Annotated in this window: 19 protein-coding genes and 1 pseudogene; 8 read left to right on the forward strand and 12 right to left on the reverse strand. The window is 58.2% G+C overall.

Annotation, left to right across the window (positions count from 1 at the left end; genetic code table 11):
• Positions 1–223: 223 nt before the first annotated feature.
• From VGL70_16840 to VGL70_16850, 3 genes are read right to left on the reverse strand one after another with little or no spacing between them, the layout of a single operon-like run.
• Positions 224–1,369, reverse strand: a complete 1,146-nt coding sequence (locus VGL70_16840) for a trypsin-like peptidase domain-containing protein (GenBank protein HEY3305193.1) — start codon at positions 1,367–1,369, stop codon at positions 224–226.
• A 60-nt stretch (positions 1,370–1,429) separates the two neighbouring features.
• A complete protein-coding gene (gene lon / locus VGL70_16845) occupies positions 1,430–3,880 on the reverse strand; it encodes an endopeptidase La (GenBank protein ID HEY3305194.1) in 2,451 nt (816 codons plus the stop codon).
• Positions 3,880–4,293 (reverse strand): Hsp20/alpha crystallin family protein, encoded by a 414-nt coding sequence (locus VGL70_16850; GenBank protein ID HEY3305195.1) that lies wholly within the window; start codon positions 4,291–4,293, stop codon positions 3,880–3,882. The genes lon and VGL70_16850 overlap by 1 nt, the downstream gene beginning before the upstream one ends.
• 137 nt (positions 4,294–4,430) lie before the next feature.
• Between VGL70_16850 and VGL70_16855 the strand changes: the two genes are divergently transcribed.
• On the forward strand, positions 4,431–4,877 hold the full coding sequence (locus tag VGL70_16855) for an Hsp20/alpha crystallin family protein (GenBank protein HEY3305196.1): 447 nt from the start codon (positions 4,431–4,433) through the stop codon (positions 4,875–4,877).
• A 298-nt stretch (positions 4,878–5,175) separates the two neighbouring features.
• On the opposite strand, the gene groL is transcribed toward VGL70_16855, so the two are convergent.
• The 3 genes from groL to VGL70_16870 form a co-directional block, all read right to left on the reverse strand.
• Positions 5,176–6,795, reverse strand: coding sequence for a chaperonin GroEL (gene groL / locus VGL70_16860; GenBank protein ID HEY3305197.1), 1,620 nt, complete (start codon positions 6,793–6,795; stop codon positions 5,176–5,178).
• A gap of 10 nt (positions 6,796–6,805) precedes the next feature.
• Positions 6,806–7,096 carry a co-chaperone GroES gene (gene groES, locus VGL70_16865; GenBank protein ID HEY3305198.1) on the reverse strand — a complete coding sequence of 97 codons (291 nt, stop codon included), beginning with the start codon at positions 7,094–7,096 and terminating at the stop codon, positions 6,806–6,808.
• Positions 7,097–7,209: 113 nt separating this feature from the next.
• Positions 7,210–7,587, reverse strand: a complete 378-nt coding sequence (locus tag VGL70_16870; protein ID HEY3305199.1) for a cytochrome c — start codon at positions 7,585–7,587, stop codon at positions 7,210–7,212.
• Between the two features lie 120 nt (positions 7,588–7,707).
• Between VGL70_16870 and VGL70_16875 the strand changes: the two genes are divergently transcribed.
• The gene (locus VGL70_16875; GenBank protein HEY3305200.1) at positions 7,708–8,343 is read left to right on the forward strand and encodes a glutathione S-transferase; all 636 of its coding nucleotides are present in this window, start codon (positions 7,708–7,710) and stop codon (positions 8,341–8,343) included.
• A 15-nt stretch (positions 8,344–8,358) separates the two neighbouring features.
• On the opposite strand, the gene VGL70_16880 is transcribed toward VGL70_16875, so the two are convergent.
• The gene (locus VGL70_16880; GenBank protein HEY3305201.1) at positions 8,359–9,153 is read right to left on the reverse strand and encodes a prohibitin family protein; all 795 of its coding nucleotides are present in this window, start codon (positions 9,151–9,153) and stop codon (positions 8,359–8,361) included.
• 355 nt (positions 9,154–9,508) lie between these two features.
• Here VGL70_16880 and VGL70_16885 point away from each other — a divergent pair, with 355 nt between their 5' ends.
• The 3 genes and pseudogenes from VGL70_16885 to VGL70_16895 all read left to right on the forward strand — a co-directional run bounded on the left by VGL70_16885 (position 9,509) and on the right by VGL70_16895 (position 10,198).
• The gene (locus tag VGL70_16885) at positions 9,509–9,673 is read left to right on the forward strand and encodes a type II toxin-antitoxin system HicB family antitoxin (GenBank protein HEY3305202.1); all 165 of its coding nucleotides are present in this window, start codon (positions 9,509–9,511) and stop codon (positions 9,671–9,673) included.
• A gap of 9 nt (positions 9,674–9,682) precedes the next feature.
• Positions 9,683–9,960 (forward strand): annotated as a pseudogene (locus VGL70_16890) (BrnT family toxin).
• Complete coding sequence (locus VGL70_16895) at positions 9,911–10,198, forward strand: hypothetical protein (GenBank protein HEY3305203.1); 288 nt, start codon at positions 9,911–9,913, stop codon at positions 10,196–10,198. The pseudogene VGL70_16890 and the gene VGL70_16895 overlap by 50 nt, the downstream one beginning before the upstream one ends.
• A gap of 85 nt (positions 10,199–10,283) precedes the next feature.
• On the opposite strand, the gene VGL70_16900 is transcribed toward VGL70_16895, so the two are convergent.
• Positions 10,284–10,478: a hypothetical protein gene (locus VGL70_16900; protein HEY3305204.1), complete on the reverse strand. Its 195-nt coding sequence runs from the start codon at positions 10,476–10,478 to the stop codon at positions 10,284–10,286.
• Positions 10,479–10,863: 385 nt separating this feature from the next.
• Here VGL70_16900 and VGL70_16905 point away from each other — a divergent pair, with 385 nt between their 5' ends.
• From VGL70_16905 to VGL70_16915, 3 genes are all read left to right on the forward strand, one after another.
• On the forward strand, positions 10,864–11,220 hold the full coding sequence (locus VGL70_16905; GenBank protein HEY3305205.1) for a hypothetical protein: 357 nt from the start codon (positions 10,864–10,866) through the stop codon (positions 11,218–11,220).
• Between the two features lie 400 nt (positions 11,221–11,620).
• Complete coding sequence (locus VGL70_16910) at positions 11,621–12,724, forward strand: hypothetical protein (protein ID HEY3305206.1); 1,104 nt, start codon at positions 11,621–11,623, stop codon at positions 12,722–12,724.
• A 169-nt stretch (positions 12,725–12,893) separates the two neighbouring features.
• Positions 12,894–13,943 (forward strand): hypothetical protein, encoded by a 1,050-nt coding sequence (locus VGL70_16915; GenBank protein ID HEY3305207.1) that lies wholly within the window; start codon positions 12,894–12,896, stop codon positions 13,941–13,943.
• A gap of 67 nt (positions 13,944–14,010) precedes the next feature.
• Here VGL70_16915 and VGL70_16920 read toward each other — a convergent pair whose 3' ends face one another.
• The 4 genes from VGL70_16920 to VGL70_16935 all read right to left on the reverse strand — a co-directional run bounded on the left by VGL70_16920 (position 14,011) and on the right by VGL70_16935 (position 18,637).
• Positions 14,011–15,033, reverse strand: a complete 1,023-nt coding sequence (locus VGL70_16920; GenBank protein ID HEY3305208.1) for an alpha-ketoacid dehydrogenase subunit beta — start codon at positions 15,031–15,033, stop codon at positions 14,011–14,013.
• 169 nt (positions 15,034–15,202) lie between these two features.
• Entirely contained in the window at positions 15,203–16,216 is a 1,014-nt protein-coding gene (locus tag VGL70_16925; protein ID HEY3305209.1) for a thiamine pyrophosphate-dependent dehydrogenase E1 component subunit alpha, read from the reverse strand.
• Positions 16,217–16,367: 151 nt separating this feature from the next.
• Entirely contained in the window at positions 16,368–16,979 is a 612-nt protein-coding gene (locus VGL70_16930) for an ABC transporter substrate-binding protein (GenBank protein HEY3305210.1), read from the reverse strand.
• Positions 16,980–17,158: 179 nt separating this feature from the next.
• On the reverse strand, positions 17,159–18,637 hold the full coding sequence (locus VGL70_16935; protein ID HEY3305211.1) for an NADH-quinone oxidoreductase subunit N: 1,479 nt from the start codon (positions 18,635–18,637) through the stop codon (positions 17,159–17,161).
• Positions 18,638–18,641: the final 4 nt, after the last annotated feature.

Raw genomic sequence — 18,641 nt, forward strand, 5'->3', positions numbered from 1 at the left:
GACAGGCCGTTAGAAAGCCCTGAGGCAACCGCAGACAACCAATTTTTTTGTATTGGAAAACGGCCGCGAAGTCAAGGAAATCGGGCGTATACGGCGGATAAAGGCGCGACCAAGTCCGACCGCTCTCAGCATTTTTGTTGGGCGTAAACTGACGTATCGCATCGGCCCGGAGAGAGACTCCCAGGTGGACGGATGTCAGCGCGAACTCATATGGCCGGCCCGCCTAGCCGGCCGTTTCGTCGATGGGAGCGAGCGTCGCCTTGATCTGAATCTGCTTTCCGTCGCGCAGCAGCGCGATGGTCACCGTATCCCCCACCTTATACTGGTCCATCGCCAGGTAAAGATCGTTCACGGTCTCGATCTTTTTTCCATCGAGGCCAACGATCACGTCGCCGAGAGTCACGCGGCCCTGCGCGTCGCGGATGGTCGGACGCATGCCGGCCTTGGCCGCCGGACTGTTTCGGGGGACGACCAAGACCAATACGCCCTTCAATCCCAACCGGGCGGCGATCTGATCGTCGGCCGCGGAAAAACCGAGGCCCGGGCGGACGAACTTGCCGTGCCGAATGAGTTCCGGCACGACGCGGTTCACGGTATCGACCGGAATGGCAAAGCCGATGCCGGCCGACGCTCCCGACGGACTGTAGATCGCCGTGTTGACGCCGATCAACCGGCCGGCGCTGTCGAGCAGCGGGCCGCCCGAGTTTCCGGGATTGATCGCCGTGTCGGTCTGAATCACGCCTTGAATCGGCCGGCGCGTGACCGATTCGATCTCCCGGCCGAGCGCGCTCACCACTCCGGTCGTCAGCGTCTGGTCGAGGCCGAACGGATTGCCGATGGCGAACGCGCTCTGCCCGACCTGAAGGTCCTTGGACGAGCCGATGGGAATCGGCCGCAGCCGGTTCTTCGGCGCGTCGATCCTCAATACGGCGAGATCTTTATCGGGCGCGACGCCGACGCGCCGCGCCTTCCAATTGGAATGATCCGCCAACGTGACCTGAGCCGCGTCGGCGTTCTGGATGACGTGAAAGTTGGTGACGATGTCGCCGTTCTCGTCCCAGATCAACCCGGAGCCCATGCCTTCGGGAATCTGCTGCTGGTTCAACGAGAAGAAGTCGCGCTGAACCGCCATGGTGGTGATGTGGACGACGGACGGGGAGGCCTGACGGAAAAGCGCGATCACCGCTTTCTCGCCGGCGGCTAGCTCGCCGCGCGGCGCGACCTGCCCCGGCGCCGCCGAAGGATCGGTGAGCGCCGCGCCGCGCGCCGCGAGCTGCCAGACCAAAAGCGCGCCCAACGCCAGGCCGGCGAGCGCGAATATAAACGTCCTCGACTTGGGTGACGCGGCGATGCGATTTGATATGGCCACAAAATTCTCCGGCGCTGATCTTGCCCTGGTCGGCCTTATCGCTCAACTCGAACCGGCGGTTTAGTGCGGGAAGGCGGCGCGGCCCTCGCGCTCGTAGCCCTTGTCGGACTCCGCCGGCTCCAGCGCCAGCATCAAGGCCTGGTCCACCGTTTCCAGGAATTCAAAGCGCATCCCTTCGCGCCCCGTAGGAGAGATTTCCTCCAGGTCCTTGCCGTTCAGTTTGGGCAGCAACACGAACAAAATTCCCGCGCGCTTGGCCGCGAGCACTTTTTCTTTGATGCCGCCCACCGGCAAAACGAGCCCGCGAAGACTGATCTCGCCGGTCATCGCGACGTCGTTTCTGACCCGGCGGCCGGTCAAGAGAGAAACCAGAGCGACGAAGAGCGTCACGCCCGCGCTCGGGCCGTCCTTGGGAATCGCCCCGGCGGGAATGTGGATGTGTATGTCCTGCTTTCTGAAGATTTCGGGATTCAAGCCGAGCATCTCAGCCCGCGACTTGACGAGGCTCAGCGCCGCCTGGGCGCTTTCCTTCATCACGTCGCCGAGCTGGCCGGTGAGTATCAGCTTGCCCTCGCCCGGCATCTTCGTCGCCTCGATGAAGAGAATGTCTCCGCCCACCGGAGTCCACGCCAGGCCGGTCGCGACGCCCGGCAAGCTCGTGCGCAGAGCGACCTCGTTGTAAAATTTCGCCGGACCGAGATAAGACGCCACCGAACCGGCGTCGATCGTGACGTTCTCCGCCGCGCCTTCGGCGAGACGAACCGCCACGCCCCGGCAGATCGAGGCGATCTCGCGCTCAAGTTGCCGCACGCCCGCTTCGCGCGTGTAGGCGCGAATCACCTCCCGCAAAGCCTCGTCGGTCAAGTTCAACTGATCCGGCCGCAACCCGGTGGCTTTGAGTTGCCGCGGCACGAGATAGCGGCGCGCGATCATCAGCTTGTCTTCTTCCGCGTAGCCCGGCAGCTCGATCACTTCCATCCGGTCGCGGAGCGGGCTCGGAATCGCGTCGAGAACGTTTGCCGTCGTGATGAAAAAGACCTGGCTCAGATCGAACGGCACGTCTAGATAATGATCCTGGAAGGTCGCGTTTTGCTCGGGATCGAGCACCTCGAGCAACGCCGCGCTCGGGTCGCCGTGGAAGCTGGCGCTCAACTTGTCGATTTCGTCCAGCATGAAAACCGGATTCTTGCTGCCCGCTCTGCGGATGCCCTGGACGATCCGGCCGGGCAGGGCGCCGATGTAAGTGCGCCGGTGGCCGCGGATCTCGGCTTCGTCGTGCACTCCGCCCAGGCTCTGGCGCACGAACTTGCGGTTGGTGGCGCGCGCGACGCTTTGTCCGAGAGAAGTTTTGCCGACGCCCGGCGGGCCGACGAAGCAAAAGATCGGGCTTTTCCCCGTGGGGTTGAGTTTTCGAATCGCGAGGAATTCGAGAATGCGTTTCTTCACTTTCTCCAGATCGTAATGATCCTCATCCAGCACCTCGCGCGCCTTGGGCAGATCGATCTGCTCTTTGGTCGCAACGCTCCACGGCAACTCGACGAGCCAGTCGACGTAGGTTCGGACCATCGAGTACTCCGCCGCGCCTTCCGGCATGCGCTCCATCCGGGAAACTTCCTTGAGCGCCTCCTTTTCCACCTCCGGCGGCATCTTGGCTTCTTTGATCTTTTTTCTAAGCTCGGCGATTTCCGCGCTCTTGGGATTGGATTCGTCCTCGCCCAATTCCTTTTGAATCGCCTTCAGTTGCTCGCGCAGGATGTAGTCGCGCTGCGCCTTGTCCATCGCGCCTTTCGCCTCGGTGCCGATCTTTTTCGTCAGCTCCAGGATCTCGATCTGGTGCGCCAGCTTGTCGGAGACTTTCCCAGCGCGCTCCTCGATTTCGGCGGTTTCCAATATTTCCTGTTTTTCCGCCACCGGGAGGTCGAGCGAGGAGGCGATGAAGTCGATCAGCGCCGGCGCGTCGTCGAGACTTTGCAGCGTCAACGATAAATTCGGAATCGGCTCCGGCAGCAGCGACCACGCCCGGTTCGCTTCCTGGCGCAGGTGGCGTATGCGCGCTTCGAACTCTTTGGTGGCCGGCACAGGCTCGGCGAAGAACAGAACCCGCGCGACCAGAAACGGCTCGGTCTGGATGAAATCGAGAATCTTGAAACGCTGCCGGCCCTGGACGAGAATCTGGCGCTGGCCGTCGGGCAGGCTGGCCATGCGCAAAATATCGGCGACCGTGCCGACGTCGTACAGATCCTTGGGCTGGGGGGCGTCCACTTTGGGATCGCGCTGAGCGACGATTCCGATCGGCATCTCTTGACGAACCGCCTCCTCGACGCCCTTGGCGCTCGCGGGCCGAGCCGCGGTCAACGGCGCGATCGTCGAAGGAAAGATCACGGTATTGCGCAGGGGGAGAATAATCAGAGCGTCCGTCGGCAGCGCGCCGGGCCGTTTTTGCTTTTGCTCCTTGGCTTCCGACGGAGCGGCCTCGCGCGCGGCGTTCTTGTCGGTGTTTTCTTTGGCCATCAGCTCTTCCTTAGTTGAACGAACAATAATCCTTCGCGCCGGCGCACCTCTCCTAGCGAGAGTGAAATGCCCGGCGGCAACTGCAAGCGCCGCTCAAACCGTCCACAGGGTATTTCGAGCACTTTAAGCTCTCCGTCCGAAAAACACTCGGGCAGCGGACGGTGTCCGGAAACGATCAAAGCGCCGCCTTCCAGGCGTAATTCGATTCGATCGGCGGCGACTCCCGGCAGGGCGAAAATCACCCATAGGTCCTCGTCGGTCTCTACGACGTTCACCGCCGGCGACCAGCGCGCTCTTTGATCGACGGACGCTTGCAGTCCGCCCAGCGCGGCCTGCAAAAAACTCCGTTGGATACGTTCCGCCTGTTCCAACAACTCGCTCGCCTGCCGCCACATCCACGGGTCCCATACCATATTTTACACCTCCGCAATCTTTAAGAAGCTAGGTCGCGATGTCCACCTTGTCAAGGCAGCCGCCGGATCTTGACAGCATGCCGGACCGTGATTAACTTTTTTGCAGATAAAAAAATAAGAAAAGGGAGGGATTAACTATGGATCTCGTAAGATGGGAACCTTTTGAAGGTTTGCCCAGCATTCAGTCCAGGATCAACGACCTCTTCGAGGACACCCTCGGCTCGCGGCTCACGCGTGCCGCCGCCAACGGCGCCGTCTGGTATCCTCCGGTGGACATCCTAGAAAGCAAGGAGGCGTATCTGATCCGCGCCGAGCTGCCGGGGATGAAGAAAGAGGATTTCAATGTGGAGGTCAAGGAGGGCACGTTGACCTTGAGCGGAGAAAGGAAAGTCGAAGAGCCCGTTAACGGCGTTGAGTACCACCGGGTGGAGCGGCTGGCGGGAAAATTCACCCGCTCCTTCTACTTGCCGCAGACCGTAAAACAGGACGCGATCAAGGCGACCTACCGGGACGGCATCCTGGAAGTCTATGTCCCGAAAGCCGAAGAGGCCAAGCCGAAGCAGATCACCGTCAGCGTGAACTGATTCGCCGACGCTTGGGTTCCAAGGGGGGAGAGAAGAAATTCTCTCCCCCCTTTTTTTTATAAAAAAAGGGCGTCGGGAATTTCCCGGCGCCCTCGTATCATCATTCTCAAAATCTTTTTCCCACCGGTCAACTGATGCAACCGCCCGCCCGGGGGTTTCTCGAAGGGCCGATGCGTGGGGACGAGGAGCCTCAGGCGTACTTCGGAGTTACTATGAAGACCGCTCGTGCCGGCGTAACACGGACGTATCGCATCGGCCCGGAGAGAGACTCACGGACGGGCGGTTGCAGACGGCCTGCCTAGTAATCCTCCTCGCCGTGCGAATGCGACGCCTCTTTTTTCTTCTCCGGCTTCTCCGCGATCATCGCCTCGGTTGTAATCATCAAGCCTGCAACCGAAGCCGCGTTCTGTAGCGCGGTGCGGACCACCTTCGTGGGATCCACAATGCCGGCTTTGACCAAGTCCTCGAACTCTTCTTTCGCCGCGTTGAAGCCGAATGCGCCTTTGCCGTTTCTGATTTTGTCCAGGACGACACCACCGTCGGCGCCGGCGTTTTGGGCGATCCAGCGCGCCGGTTCCTCCAGCGCCTTTTGAATAATCCGCACGCCGACTTTCTCGTCATCGCTCACGCGGAGATTTCCGAGATTAGCGGACGCGCGCACCAGAGCCACTCCTCCGCCCGGCACGATCCCTTCTTCCACCGCGGCGCGGGTGGCATGAAGCGCATCCTCGACGCGCGCCTTCTTTTCCTTCATCTCCACTTCGGTGGCCGCGCCGACCTTGACCACGGCGACGCCGCCGGCAAGCTTGGCGAGACGCTCCTGGAGCTTCTCTTTATCGTAGTCCGACGTAGTCTCCTCGATCTGCGCGCGGATCTGATTGATCCGGGCCTCGATGGCGGATTTTTTCCCCGCGCCTTCGACGATCGTCGTGTTGTCCTTATCGACGATGATCCGCTTGGCGCGGCCAAGGTCTTTCAGTGTGATGTTTTCCAGCTTGATGCCAAGCTCCTCGGCGATCAGCCGGCCGTCGGTCAGGATCGCGATATCTTCCAACATCGCTTTGCGCCGGTCGCCGAATCCGGGCGCCTTCACCGCCACGGTCTTCAGCGTGCCACGAATCTTGTTCACCACCAAGGTCGCCAGCGCCTCGCCTTCAAGGTCTTCGGCGATAATCAACAGCGGCTTGCCGGTCTTGGCGACGTTTTCCAGCACCGGCAACAGATCCTTCATACTGGAGATCTTCTTTTCGTTGATCAGGATGTAACAATCCTCATAGACGCACTCCATGCGCTCGGGATCGGTGACGAAATAAGGCGAGAGGTAGCCGCGATCGAAGCGCATTCCCTCGACCAGATCCAGCGTGGTTTCCAGCCCCTTGGCCTCTTCGACGGTGATGACTCCTTCTTTGCCGACCTTATCCATCGCCTCGGCGAGGATGTCGCCGATGGTCTTGTCGTTGTTGGCGGAGATGGTTCCGACCTGGGCGATCTCATCGCGGTCACGCGTGGGCTTGGATTGGGCTTTGAGTTCCTCGACAACCTTTGCTACCGCCTTATCGATGCCCCGCTTGATCGCCATCGGATCGTGACCCGCGGCGACCATCTTGAGACCTTCGCTGAAAATCGCCCTGGACAAGACCGTCGCAGTGGTCGTGCCGTCGCCGGCGATATCGGAGGTCTTGCTCGCCACCTCCTTGACCATCTGCGCGCCCATATTTTCGAACTTGTCCTCGAGCTGAATCTCTTTCGCCACCGTGACACCATCCTTGGTGATGGTGGGGGCGCCCCAGGACTTTTCCAGAACGACGTTGCGTCCTTTAGGACCGAGCGTTACGGTCACCGTATCAGCCAAAATATTTACCCCGCGAAGAACCTTGCTCCTCGCGTCCTCGCTGAATTTTACTTCCTTTGCAGCCATATCCCCCTCCTTATTCGACAATTCCTAAAATGTCCTCTTCGCGCATGATGAGATGTTCCTCGCCGTTGAGCTTGATCTCCGTACCGGAATACTTTCCGAACAGGATCTTGTCGCCGGCTTTCACGTCCAATGGGATCACCTTGCCGTCTTCATGCTTCCCGGCGCCTACGGCCACGACGCGGCCCTCCTGGGGTTTTTCCTTGGCGGTGTCCGGAATAATGATGCCGCCTTTGGTCTTTTCCTCTTCTTCGATTCTCTTGACGATAACCCTGTCATGCAGGGGACGAACCTTGAGTGCCATACGAAACCTCCTCTATAAAACGTGAATTTATAATGGACGGAGCCGTGGATTGGATGCAAATATAAGCTCGCATCCGCAAACGTCAAGGGTCCGGCACAAATTTTTTCGTCTCTTTACTTGCCAGACGGGTTATAGGGCGGGCTGGCCAGGCTTCTGACGTATGCGATAACATCGCGGATTTGCTTTTCCCTCAGTTGGTTGCCCCAAGCCGGCATAAACGGCGATTTTCCGACCCCCTGGCCGCCCTTTGAGATGATCTCGAACAGGAACTTGTCCGGGAGCTGGTTCATCGCAGCCCCGTCGGTATGGTTGGTCGGCTTGACCGGCAGGGATACCGCCGCCTGACCGTTCCCTTTCCCGCTCTCTCCATGACAACCGGAACAATAAGTGATGTAGTGTTTCTTGCCCTCGGCCTTGTCCTGGGCCGCCGCGGTTTGCGCCAGGATCAAAAGCAACGTCACCGTTCCGCCCAAAGCCAATCGATGTTCCATTACCCTCCTCCGTATTTTTCCGCCTCTAAAACAATTTCACTTATCAGATCGCGGAGAAAAGCGGTAGCGCCCGGTACACTTTATGGCCAAACGGTGGTAAGGGTCCAAAAAGGAGGGGTTATGGCGAGCGCAACCAGGATCAAGATCTGGGGCAGACGAGACTCATCGAACGTGCAAAAGGTCGTCTGGTGCTGCGATGAGCTGGGCGTGGACTTCGACCGCGTGGACCTCGGCGGCAAATTCGGCGGCAACAAAGAGAAGCCCTATCTCGATATGAACCCAAACGGCCTCGTGCCGACGATCGATGACGGCGGCTTTATCCTGTGGGAATCGAACACGATCGTCCGCTATCTCACCGAAAAATACGGCGGCGGAAAACTGCTTCCGCCGAGTCCGGAAGGACGCGCGAACGCCAGCCGCTGGATGGATTGGCAGTTGAGCACGATGAATCCGGCCATCGTGCCGCTTTTTTGGGGAATTGTCCGCACGCCGGAAGAAAAGCGTGACCGCGCGGCGCTCGCAACCGCGCTGGAGAGAACCACGAATGCGTGGAAGATCGTCGACGATCAGTTGGCGAAGACCCCTTACCTCGCCGGCAATGATTTTACCATCGGCGATATCCCGCTGGCCGTTTGGGCCTACCGCTGGTTCAAACTGCCGATCGAGCGCCCCGCGCTGAAGCACCTAAGCGCTTGGTACGATCGCCTCTGCCAGCGTCCGCCGTATCAGACCCACATCATGATTCCGATGACGTAGCCGCCAACCCCGCCACTATTTATCACTTAGAATTATCGGCAAGCCGCTCTTGTCACCCAGGACAATGATCTTTGCGTTCGGGCTCTTGGAAAGCTCGCTCGCCACTTCGATCGCCTTCCATTTGAGCAACTGCTCGCTGATACCCCTCGATACGATGGCCTGGAAATCGGCGATTCCTTGGCCTTCGATGCGCTTTCTTTCGGCTTCCTGCTTTTCCTTGTCAAGAACGAATCTCATCCTCTGAGACTGCTGTTCCGCCTGTAACTTTTCCTGGATCGACTGGGTCAAAAGCTGCGGGAGCTGCACCGCCCTGAGAAGCACCTGCTCCGCTTCGATGCCCCGGGGAGTGATAAGCAGCTCGATGTGTTTGAACATGTTCTTGGCCACCATCTCGCGCGAGGCCGAATAGAGGAACTTCGCCTCGTACTCGGCCGTAACGTCGCGGATGACGGAGCGGAGCTGCGGATCGATAACGACGAATTCATAATTTCTCCCAACCGTCTTATAGACTCTGGGCGCCTCTTCCGGTTTGAGGCGAAAGAGCAAAGACACGTCCAGGTTGACGATGAGTCCCTCCGACGTTGGAACCGCGGCCGACTCCTTCATTTCCCGGGTCTGGACGCTGAATTTTATTACCCGAGTGAAGGGAAAAACGAAGTTGATCCCCGGGTGCAGCGGCTGGTCGGAGACTTTACCGAAGAAATCCTTGACTCCGACATGCCCCGCGGGCACAACGGTTGTCGTCAGATACAATAAGAGAAGGATTCCAGCCGCGATCGCAGCCGCCTTCACCGATACAATACGCTCCATGCCTGCGCCCTCCTTGCCGTCTTCCGGGCGACGGAAAATGCCGCGATGCTGCCACATAAATTGTAGCGCGTTCTTATCGCAGCGGGAGGAAAATGTCTATGTTTTTTTTAACTTTCGGATAGACGGCCGATTGCGGAATTGTTTGAGCGAAATCGGGGATTAATCAGGCGGCAAAGAATTTAGGGGCCAGCTCAACTCTGCCGAAGGCGCGAACGTTTGGTGGATTTCCACCGGAAAATTTGCCCACACACGTGTGCATTTCAACCAGAAGAGAACTGAAGTGAGATCAGCGGGGTTTGGCGGTCTGGCATTGATCGATTGCCCATGATAATTTGTTGCCACAACGAGTAACCTCATGAAACACAAGTTGACGATGGTCTACTGGAGAGGGGACAAGTTCTGGCTCGGCAAGTTGATGGAGCATCCTGAAATCATGACGCAAGGAGAAACCGTGGAGGAACTTGAAGAGAACATCAAAAATGCCTACCGCTCCATCGTTATGGATGAACTAGAAGGGTAGAATGCGCTGGTGGGTTACATCTTCGAGTGGGACCCGGAAAAGGCGGAAGCGAATCTCAGCAAGCACGGCGTTTCATTCGTAGAGGCTGTTACGGCATTTGGAGATCCCTTGTCAATGAATATGCCAGATCCGGACCATTCAGAGGGCAACAACGGTTCATCGCGCTCGGCATGTCGGACCGTTATCGCCTGCTGGTCGTTTCCTACACCGAAAGGCCACCGCGAACGCGAATAATCAGTGCTCGGCTGGCAACTCGACATGAACGAAAGCAATATGAAGAAGAGTAAAGGGAAAGCCCGGCCGCTTGGGGCTGACGAAGACACAATGCGGCCCGAGTACGATTTTTCTAAGGCGGTCCGCGGCGTCACCGCGGCACGGTACGCGGAAGGCACCAACGTTGTTCTTCTCGACCCGGATGTCGCCCAAATCTTTCCTAACGCTCGTGCGGTGAACGAGGCGTTGCGCACGATCGCTCGCCTGACGCGTACGGCATCGAGACAGCGGCCCCGCAAGCGTACGGCATAACCATTGGGTTGAGAAGGACGCGGCGGATCGCGCCTCTACCCAAAGCCTTGGAGAGAACAAAACCTGCCGACAGACTGCCTTCTGCCTACTTGCCTTCAACAAGCCGTAAGGCGGCCACTTCAATTTTCTCTACGCTCGGCACCATGGCTTCGACCAGCGGGCCGCTGTGGGGTGGAGGAATAAAAGCACCGCCGACGCGGATCACCGGCGCTTTTAAGTCGGAAAAAAGATTTTCCTGGATCGTCCCCGCGAGTTCGGCCGTGAGACCGCTGGTTGACAATATTTATGGAAATGAGAGATATCTGCGGCTTAGTGCTAACTTTCTCCGTGCACACGCCTCCAGTGGGATCGGCAACTCGTCCCGCACCACATTTAGCTGCCTTAGGAGAAGCGGATCTCATCAGGAGAAGCTAGTCATCTGTAGAAAGGACTGGTACAATTGCTCAACTGACTTCATGGATGATCGCCCAATCGCGGGTCATTGCCAAAGGCAAGCGTATTCGCGATGTCCGACGCCTGGTGGAGACGTATGGTGGAAAATCGTCGAAGTGGGTGAAGAAGAGTAGCCCCCGTTTCGATATGGGCGATCACCAGTACGAGTATCATTGGTATGAACACCCCGGTATTGGCCGGGTTGAACTGAAACGGAGACAGGTACAATCCCGATGACTGTCAAGCTACGCCGAAAGTACGCGCGATATCCGGACCTGACCACCGGGCTGCCGTATGTCGTGATTGGAATTGAAGCTAATGATTTCCGCATTTTGAACGATCAAGGCCGCCCGTATCTCTATCCTTCGCGCCTCTTTGAGATTATCGACCCCGACAAACCCGAGGATTGGGTCACAGAAAGAGGCGAAGAAGGCGAGCGATACGCCTATCCGCCGCCGCTGAACGTCAGTGGATTTTTTGAGGATTTCTTCGATGCCAAACCAAAGGCGGTAGCCACGTTTTGGCGGATCGTCAACCAGCGTCTTGCCAGCGCGACCAGACCAAGACAACGCGCGGCGTCTAACACCTAGCCCGGACTATTCACCGCCGAGGCGCGGAGGACGCGTCCTTCGACGAAGCTCAGGATGCGCGGCTATGAAGAATTCCGTTCGTGGTGATCCCTCGACAAGCTCGGGACTAAAGGCGCGGTCGAGGGAGCCTGCCCTGAGCGAAGCCGAAGGGTCGAACCATGCGAACTCTGCGGTGAGTACGCCCTCCGACATTCTGTGGTGATTTGTCCTCCTACCATGAATAAAACGCAGCGCCGACGCGGATGACCGGCGCTTTCAGGTCGGAAAAAAAATTTTCCTGAATCGTCGCCGCCAGTTCGGCCGTGAACCCGCCGTTTGACAAGATTTCTCCAAATGAGGGATATTGCGCGCAGTTCCGGTTTTGTAAGGCCATTAAGCTGTTCGAAGTGGAAGCACGGACATGGCGTACTATATTGACCTGTTCTCGCCCGAAACGCACGAAGCATTCACGCGCTCTGGCCGTGATATCTCTGGGTTCCGCCTTCGTCACAAAGGAATGGCGGATCGGATCAAGCCCGGCGACGTGTTCGTGTGCTACCTCACACGCCTGTCTCGCTGGTTTGGGCTGCTGGAAGTCATCGACGGTCCCTTCATTGACGACACTCCAATCTTCGTACCAGACAATGACCCGTTCGTCGTCCGCTTTCGTGTCCGACCATCAGTGTGGCTAGAGATCGAAAAGGCCATGCCGATTCACGACGACGCGATCTGGAATGGTCTCTCTTTCACCCGTGGCCTAGAGAAGGGCTCTATCGCATGGACTGGAAAGGTTCGCGGAAGCCTTGTGCGTCTTGACGACCGGGACGGTAAGTTCCTCGCTGAAAAACTGCGCGCCCAGACGGTCGAGGGTAGGGCGTACCCGCTCGATGAACAGGACATCAAGAAACTTACCACTCACACTGTCACCCGCCCTGATAAGGTTGTCGCCGTCTCGGTTCCAGACGATGCTGCCGGCGTCGAGGAGGCGCAGCCGGCTCAAGAAACAGAAGGCCGCGAGTCAATTCGTATTCAAGCCTTGATTGCCCAAATTGGTGCACGAATGGGTATGTCTATATGGATACCTCGGGCTGATCGTGGTGCCGTGCTTAAAGAGTGGAAGAGTAACGGGCAGAATCTTCTCGACCGACTTCCTCTCAATTACGACGACACTACCCTGCGGACGATCGAACAGATCGACGTGCTATGGCTTCGTGGTCGGTCAATCATTCGCGCCTTTGAGGTCGAGCACACAACCTCGGTGTACTCCGGCATCCTACGCATGGCTGATCTCCTCGCGCTTCAGCCGAACATGAACATCCGGCTTCATATCGTCGCTCCCGCTGCTAAGCGCGAGAAGGTGTTTCAAGAGATACGGCGCCCTGTGTTCTCCCTGCTGGAGAAAGGCCCGCTCGCGGAAAGTTGCACCTATCTTTCATACGATAGCCTACGGGAACTTGCTGCACAGAAGCACCTTCCACATCTTTCGGACACTGTGCTGGACGAGTACGCCGAGGAAGTAGAGTAAAAACAATCCAAAAACAAAAAGAAGCGGAGATGAAAGAGAAAGCCAAGGGAGCAGTCAAGGATCTCTGATCTGAAAAGTGGATTGAAGAGCTGTCTGCGATAGGCCGCCGACGACGACTCTGCCTAGCGCAGCTCACTTGATAGTTAGCTGACGAAAGGTATTCAGACAATTGGATTGGGCCACCATCCTCACCACCATTCTCGCGATCCTCAAGTTCACTGGCATTGGTTTGTCGATGGCGTTCGGCGTCTTGGCGCTCCTGACAAAATACAGAGACGATGACGGCAATATCACTCGATGGGGGCGCTTTGCGCTTATCGGGGTGTTCGCCTCCGGACTTTCATCGGCTGCAGCACAATCTGTCGAGTTGATTCTTTCAAACAAGGCGCGCCGCGACGCAGAACACCGGACACAACTCGAACTCGAAGCCAACACTCGGCTACTCACGCAAATCAATCGCGGGCTGAATCCCCTGTCTGACGTACGGGCTAGCTTCTGGCTGCGAGTGTCGCTAGAACACCCCGAATTGCGCGGCTTCGTCAAGCGATTCGTTACGTCCGTCAATCCACTGATCGCCCGCTGGGAATCGGACGCATCTTCGCGAGGCGACGCCCTCGCATACCCGAGTTCCAAGGACATGAACGGCAAGGTCCTTACGGTTAATGTGCGCCAGGACTCCCCGCTGTTCCCCCAGGAGGGCAGTGAACGTTTTGCCTATACGGTCTTCGAGAATACTACCATTACGATGCGCTTCTACCGCACGCCTATCGAGATACGCCAGTTTCCGCATTATGGTGCCATCGAGCCGAGCCGCAGCGTCAGGGATCCCGATATCGAGATGTATTTTGAGCAGGATGATGCGAGCCCATGGGACATCAACCTGGAATATGAGCCAGCGACCGGCACATTCCGAGTGCGAGGCAGCAGCATTTTTAGCGACCCCAATTACTGGCGGAGTTCCGGGGAGATCGTTTCACTTCTCGATCTGGCAGGTGCACAGGTGTTCATCACCGCGGGACACACACTGGTCTCTTTTGAGGAACGAGAGAAGCGTGTTCATCCAGAAGTCGACTCAGTTGTCCTGGACGTCGGATCTCGCAAGGGCTTGAGGTTCCGTGGGGCGAGACTCATCGCGCATAAAGACCCGGTCGATGGGCAGACGATTTACGAGTACCGTTTCCCTAAGAGCTTCGAGGCGGCGGTAGCTGAGTTGCAGTAGTCGAGGGACGAACACAGTCCCTCTGTTCGAAAGAGAGAACAAAACCTGACGACAGACTGCCTTCTGCCTACTTCCCTCCAACCAACCGCAACGCCGACGTTTCAATTCGCTCCACGTTCGGCACCATCGCTTCGACGAGCGGACCGCTGTGAGGCGGTGGAATAAACGCAGCGCCGACGCGGATGACCGGCGCTTTTAAATCGGAAAAAAGATTTTCTTGAATCGTCGCCGCAAGCTCGGCCGTGAGTCCACCGACGATCGGTCCTTCATCGACGATTATGGCTCGCTTGGTCTTGGCGACGGATTTTAAAATGGTTTCCTTGTCCAGCGGCGCCAGCGAGCGCAGGTCGATGATCTCGGCGGCGATGCCTTTTTCTTTGAGCCTCTCGGCCGCCTCATCCACTTTGAGGACCATGCCGCCGCAGGTAACGATCGTCAAATCTTTTCCCTCGCGGCGCACGCTGGCCAGGCCTATCGGCACGGTGTAGTCACCGTCGGGCACGGGCCCTTTAACGCCGTATAGATGGTGGCTTTCGAAGCAGAGGACGGGGTTGGGATCACGGATCGCCGATAATAAGAGCCCTTTAGCGTCCGCGGGAGTCGCCGGGACGATGATTTTGAGCCCCGGAAATGGAATAAACGCGCCGTGATTGCAGCTCGAATGGCTCGGACCGCCACCCGGCCGCGTGCCGAATTTGTTCCGGATCACGATCGGCACGGAAATCCGTCCGCCGGTCATGTAGTGGTAGCGCGCGGCGTGGGTGACGAGCTGGTCCATGCAGAGCGGCAAAAGATCGCAGAACTGGATCTCGACGACCGGCCGCATGCCGTTGATTGCGGCGCCGACGGCGAGGCCGACGAGCGCGGCCTCGGAAATCGGCGTGTCGCGCACGCGCTCGGCGCCGAACTCCTGGAGCAACCCGCGCGTCACGCCGTACGCGCCGCCAAAGAGCGCCACGTCTTCGCCCATCACGAAGACGCGCTGGTCGCGCGCCATCTCGTATCTCAGCGTCTCGCGCAGCGCCTCCTGAATACGCATCTCTTTAACGGTCCCGCTAAGCGCAACTGCTTCCATAGTCTTGTCGAACATCAACCTCAATCGAGAAAAAACCAGCGTGCAGACCGAGGGGCGAGCCCCGGAGGCCGAGGGCACAGGAGACTAGAGTCGCCACGACTCGTTAGGTGCTTGGCCATATGCTTGCAGTTCTTCTCGACGTTCGATCCAAACCAATCGTTTGCAGGCCGCCTCAAGGCACGATCTATTGCCCTCGGCCGGAGGGGCTTGCCCTGAGGTTTGCGGAATCCAATTCCGGTTCAGCGAACACGCTCTCGATCTCAACTTCTTTCGGCGGCAGCGGCGACGCTTGGGCTTTGGCGGAGACTTCCTCCAACTCGGCATAGACCGACCCGCTGATCTTCTCGAATTCGGCTTCGCTTAAGTTTCCTTCCGCGATCAACTTTTCTTTGAACCGGCGGATCGGGCAGCGCTCTTTCCACCGGTCGATCTCCTCCCGCGCGCGGTAGCCGGTCCCCGGATCGCCGCCGAAATGGCCGTCCCATCTATAAGTGAGACACTCGAGCAGCGTCGCCCCTTCGCCCCCGCGCGCCTTATCCGCCGCCTTCAGCGTCTCATGGTAGACCAGCTCGACGTCGTTGCCGTCGATCACCTTGCCTTCGAAACCGTAACCCGCCGCACGTTCGGCGAGATGCTTGACCGCGACGCTTTTCTCCAGGCTTACGGTCATGGCGTACAGATTGTTTTCGATTACATAGATGACGGGAAGCTTCCACAGGCCGGCGAAGTTCATCGCCTCGTGCACCACGCCTTGATTCATGGCGCCATCGCCCATGAAGCTCACGGCGACTTCCCGGCTGCCCCTGATCTTCGCCGCCAGAGCGGCGCCGGTCGCGAACGGCACCGTCGCGCCGACAGTTCCCGTATTGCCCAAAAAACCAAACGAAAGGTCGCCCATGTGCATCTTGCCACCGCGGCCTTTGGAGTAGCCGTCGAGGCGCCCTATGCATTCGCAGAGGAGCCGGTAAAGATCCGCGCCCTTGGCCACGAGATGCCCGGTTCCCCGGTGGTAGCTCGCGATAAGGTCTTTGGGCACCAGGGCGGAGCAGACGCCGACGGCGATCGCCTCCTGGCCACGGTAGGAGTGCGGGCTGCCGAACATGACTTTATTCTGGTAAAGCTCGTTCAGCTTTTCTTCGAAGGCGCGCACCTTGAGCATCGCGCCGAGCATCTCTTTTCGCTTGGATAGGTCGAGCATAAGAAATCTCCGGCCGGCGGACACGGCCGCTACGCCGTTATGTTACTTCTTAGTTTCTCGTTGGATCGGTTGTCAAGCCGCGTCAGCGCGGCATGGAAGGTTCAAAAGCAAAACGCCCATGACCTGAATCACGGGAGCGGCGGCGGTATCGTCAGACCGGTTTGTCGGATTTCTCGCGAAGTTTTTTGAGCAGGTCGTCGAGCGACGCGGTGGCGAGAATGCGCTTGAACTGAGCGTGGAAGTTGCTGACGAGGCTGATGTTGTCCACGACCACGTCGTAGACTTTCCAATCGCCTTGCGTGAGGTGGAGCCGGTAGTTGACGGAGAGCGGATCTCCCTTCCGCGCCACGACCTGGGTGTCGACCTGAGCCAGATTTTGATTCACGCGCTCGCGCAGATAGACGACCTTTTCACCGCGGTAGGAGGCGAGGGTGTTCATGTACGAGCTTTCAACGAAAGCGGTAAAAGCGCCGATAAACTCGCTCTGTCTTCCGTCCAGGCTCTTCCATCGGTCGCCCAGAGATCTCCTGGCCATTTCAGCGAAGTCGAAGCTCGGCAAAATAATTTCGCGGATTGTCTGTGCCGCCTCGTTTTTGTTGGCGCCTGCCTTGGCGCTGACGTCCTGGAGCACCTCGGAAACGCGCTCGATGACATTCTTGATCCGGTCCATCGGCTGTTCGGCGAAAGCAAGCCGCGGATAAGCCAACCACAACACCGTCAACGTTATCAGCGCCCAACTGAAAAGCTTCCGGTCTCTAATCATCCGCCTCTCCTTAGACGATTGTGCGGGCAAAGACTAGAAGCAAGCGAAGGGCCAGCGGCAGTTTTCTGAAAAAAGGCTTGTGTTTATTAGACTTTTCCTAAATAAAGAAACGGCTTTCGAGTATAAATTGTCACAAACGGTGGCACTTGGCCAAAAAAGGTCAATGGCGCCGTCGAGAATTACTTGACGAAGAATCTAAGCGATTGGTTGGTGAAGGCGACCAGCGGGCCCCAGTAAATTCCAAACAGCAGAGTCATGGCGGAGAGCAGGCCGAGCATGACCGCGGCGCCCGCGTTCATCTGGACCTCGCCGTCCGCCGGCTCGGGGAAGTCGAGGAACATGACCTTGACGACGCGGGCGTAGTAATAGAGCGAAATGACGCTGTTGACGACGGCGACGACGGCCAGCAGATAAAACTCTTGCTTGATCACCGCGGCAAAGAGAAAAAACTTGCCGATAAAACCGGCGAGCGGAGGAAGACCGGTGAGAGAAAAAAGAAAGATCGCCATCGCGACCGCCGGGACGGCGGCGCCGCGCCAGGCGAGGCCGCGGTAGACGTCGATGTCCTCCTTACCCGTCGCGTTGGCGACGACCACGACCACGAGGAAGGCGCCGAGATTCATGATGAGGTAAACGACGATATAAAACAGCACCGCCTGGAGACCTTCGTTGTTGAGCACGACCAGTCCCATCAGAATGTAGCCGGCGTGCGCGATCCCCGAGTAGGCGAGCATGCGCTTGACGTTTTGCTGATTCAAAGCCGAGAGATTCCCCAAGGTCATCGTCACCATGCTCACCACGAGCAAAAATTGCGGCCACTCGACGCCGGAGATAAACTGCCAATCGCCGCCGGCGGCCGGATGCGACAACGCCGGAAAAAAGAAACGGACGAGAATCGCGACGCCCGCCGCGTTGGAGCCGACCGAGAGAAAGGCGGTGACCGGCGTCGGCGCGCCCTGGTAGACGTCCGGCGACCACATGTGGAACGGCACGAAAACGATCTTGTAGCCGAACCCCGCGAGGATGAAGACCAGCGCGATGAAAAGAGCGAGCCGGTTCGGCTGTCCTAGAACGAGCGCCTGATTAATCTGCGCGTAGTCGAGGCTCCCGGTCATGCCGAAGATCCAGCTCATGCCGTAGATCATGGCGCCCGATGCGACGCCGCCGTAGATCAGATATTTGAGCGCCGCTTCGCTAGAGCGCCGGTTGCGGGGCAAAAACCCCGTCAAAATATAGGAGGTGATGCTCACGAATTCCAGCGAGAGGTAAGCCATCAGCAAGTTAGTCGAGGAAGCCATGAAAAACATCCCGAGCGTGGAGCTGAGCAGGATCGCAAGGTATTCCCCCTGGTGCACCTGTTCGATCTCGCGGCTGGCTGAGGACATCCAGATAACCAAAATCGTGGCGGCGAGCGCGACCAGCTTGAAGAAGAGGCTGAAATTATCCAGAACCATCATGCGGTGGAAGAGCCAGCCGCCGGAGGCGCCGTAGAGCTTCCACGTGAACCAGAGCGACACACCACACCCTGCGAAAGCCAGCAGAGCGGGAACTTTCTTATTCTTCAGGACAAGGTCCAGTAAGATAACGAGAAGAATCGTGCCGGTAAGAATCGCCTCCGGATAGAAATAGTCGAGACTTTCGAGATTTCCGAGGTCCATGGGA

This window comes from Candidatus Binatia bacterium (assembly GCA_036504975.1).
GTDB lineage: Bacteria > Desulfobacterota > Binatia > UBA9968 > UBA9968 > JAJPJQ01.

What these genes read in the sequence shown, in the direction of transcription:
- VGL70_16925 (HEY3305209.1), bottom strand. Translation starts at nt 16,216, where the DNA reads ATGCTCGACCTATCCAAGCGAAAAGAGATGCTCGGCGCGATGCTCAAG.
- lon (HEY3305194.1), bottom strand. Translation starts at nt 3,880, where the DNA reads ATGGCCAAAGAAAACACCGACAAGAACGCCGCGCGCGAGGCCGCTCCG.
- VGL70_16875 (HEY3305200.1), top strand. Translation starts at nt 7,708, where the DNA reads ATGGCGAGCGCAACCAGGATCAAGATCTGGGGCAGACGAGACTCATCG.
- VGL70_16880 (HEY3305201.1), bottom strand. Translation starts at nt 9,153, where the DNA reads ATGGAGCGTATTGTATCGGTGAAGGCGGCTGCGATCGCGGCTGGAATC.
- VGL70_16910 (HEY3305206.1), top strand. Translation starts at nt 11,621, where the DNA reads ATGGCGTACTATATTGACCTGTTCTCGCCCGAAACGCACGAAGCATTC.
- VGL70_16905 (HEY3305205.1), top strand. Translation starts at nt 10,864, where the DNA reads ATGACTGTCAAGCTACGCCGAAAGTACGCGCGATATCCGGACCTGACC.
- VGL70_16935 (HEY3305211.1), bottom strand. Translation starts at nt 18,637, where the DNA reads ATGGACCTCGGAAATCTCGAAAGTCTCGACTATTTCTATCCGGAGGCG.
- VGL70_16920 (HEY3305208.1), bottom strand. Translation starts at nt 15,033, where the DNA reads ATGTTCGACAAGACTATGGAAGCAGTTGCGCTTAGCGGGACCGTTAAA.
- groL (HEY3305197.1), bottom strand. Translation starts at nt 6,795, where the DNA reads ATGGCTGCAAAGGAAGTAAAATTCAGCGAGGACGCGAGGAGCAAGGTT.
- VGL70_16855 (HEY3305196.1), top strand. Translation starts at nt 4,431, where the DNA reads ATGGATCTCGTAAGATGGGAACCTTTTGAAGGTTTGCCCAGCATTCAG.
- VGL70_16885 (HEY3305202.1), top strand. Translation starts at nt 9,509, where the DNA reads ATGAAACACAAGTTGACGATGGTCTACTGGAGAGGGGACAAGTTCTGG.
- VGL70_16850 (HEY3305195.1), bottom strand. Translation starts at nt 4,293, where the DNA reads ATGGTATGGGACCCGTGGATGTGGCGGCAGGCGAGCGAGTTGTTGGAA.
- VGL70_16930 (HEY3305210.1), bottom strand. Translation starts at nt 16,979, where the DNA reads ATGATTAGAGACCGGAAGCTTTTCAGTTGGGCGCTGATAACGTTGACG.
- groES (HEY3305198.1), bottom strand. Translation starts at nt 7,096, where the DNA reads ATGGCACTCAAGGTTCGTCCCCTGCATGACAGGGTTATCGTCAAGAGA.
- VGL70_16870 (HEY3305199.1), bottom strand. Translation starts at nt 7,587, where the DNA reads ATGGAACATCGATTGGCTTTGGGCGGAACGGTGACGTTGCTTTTGATC.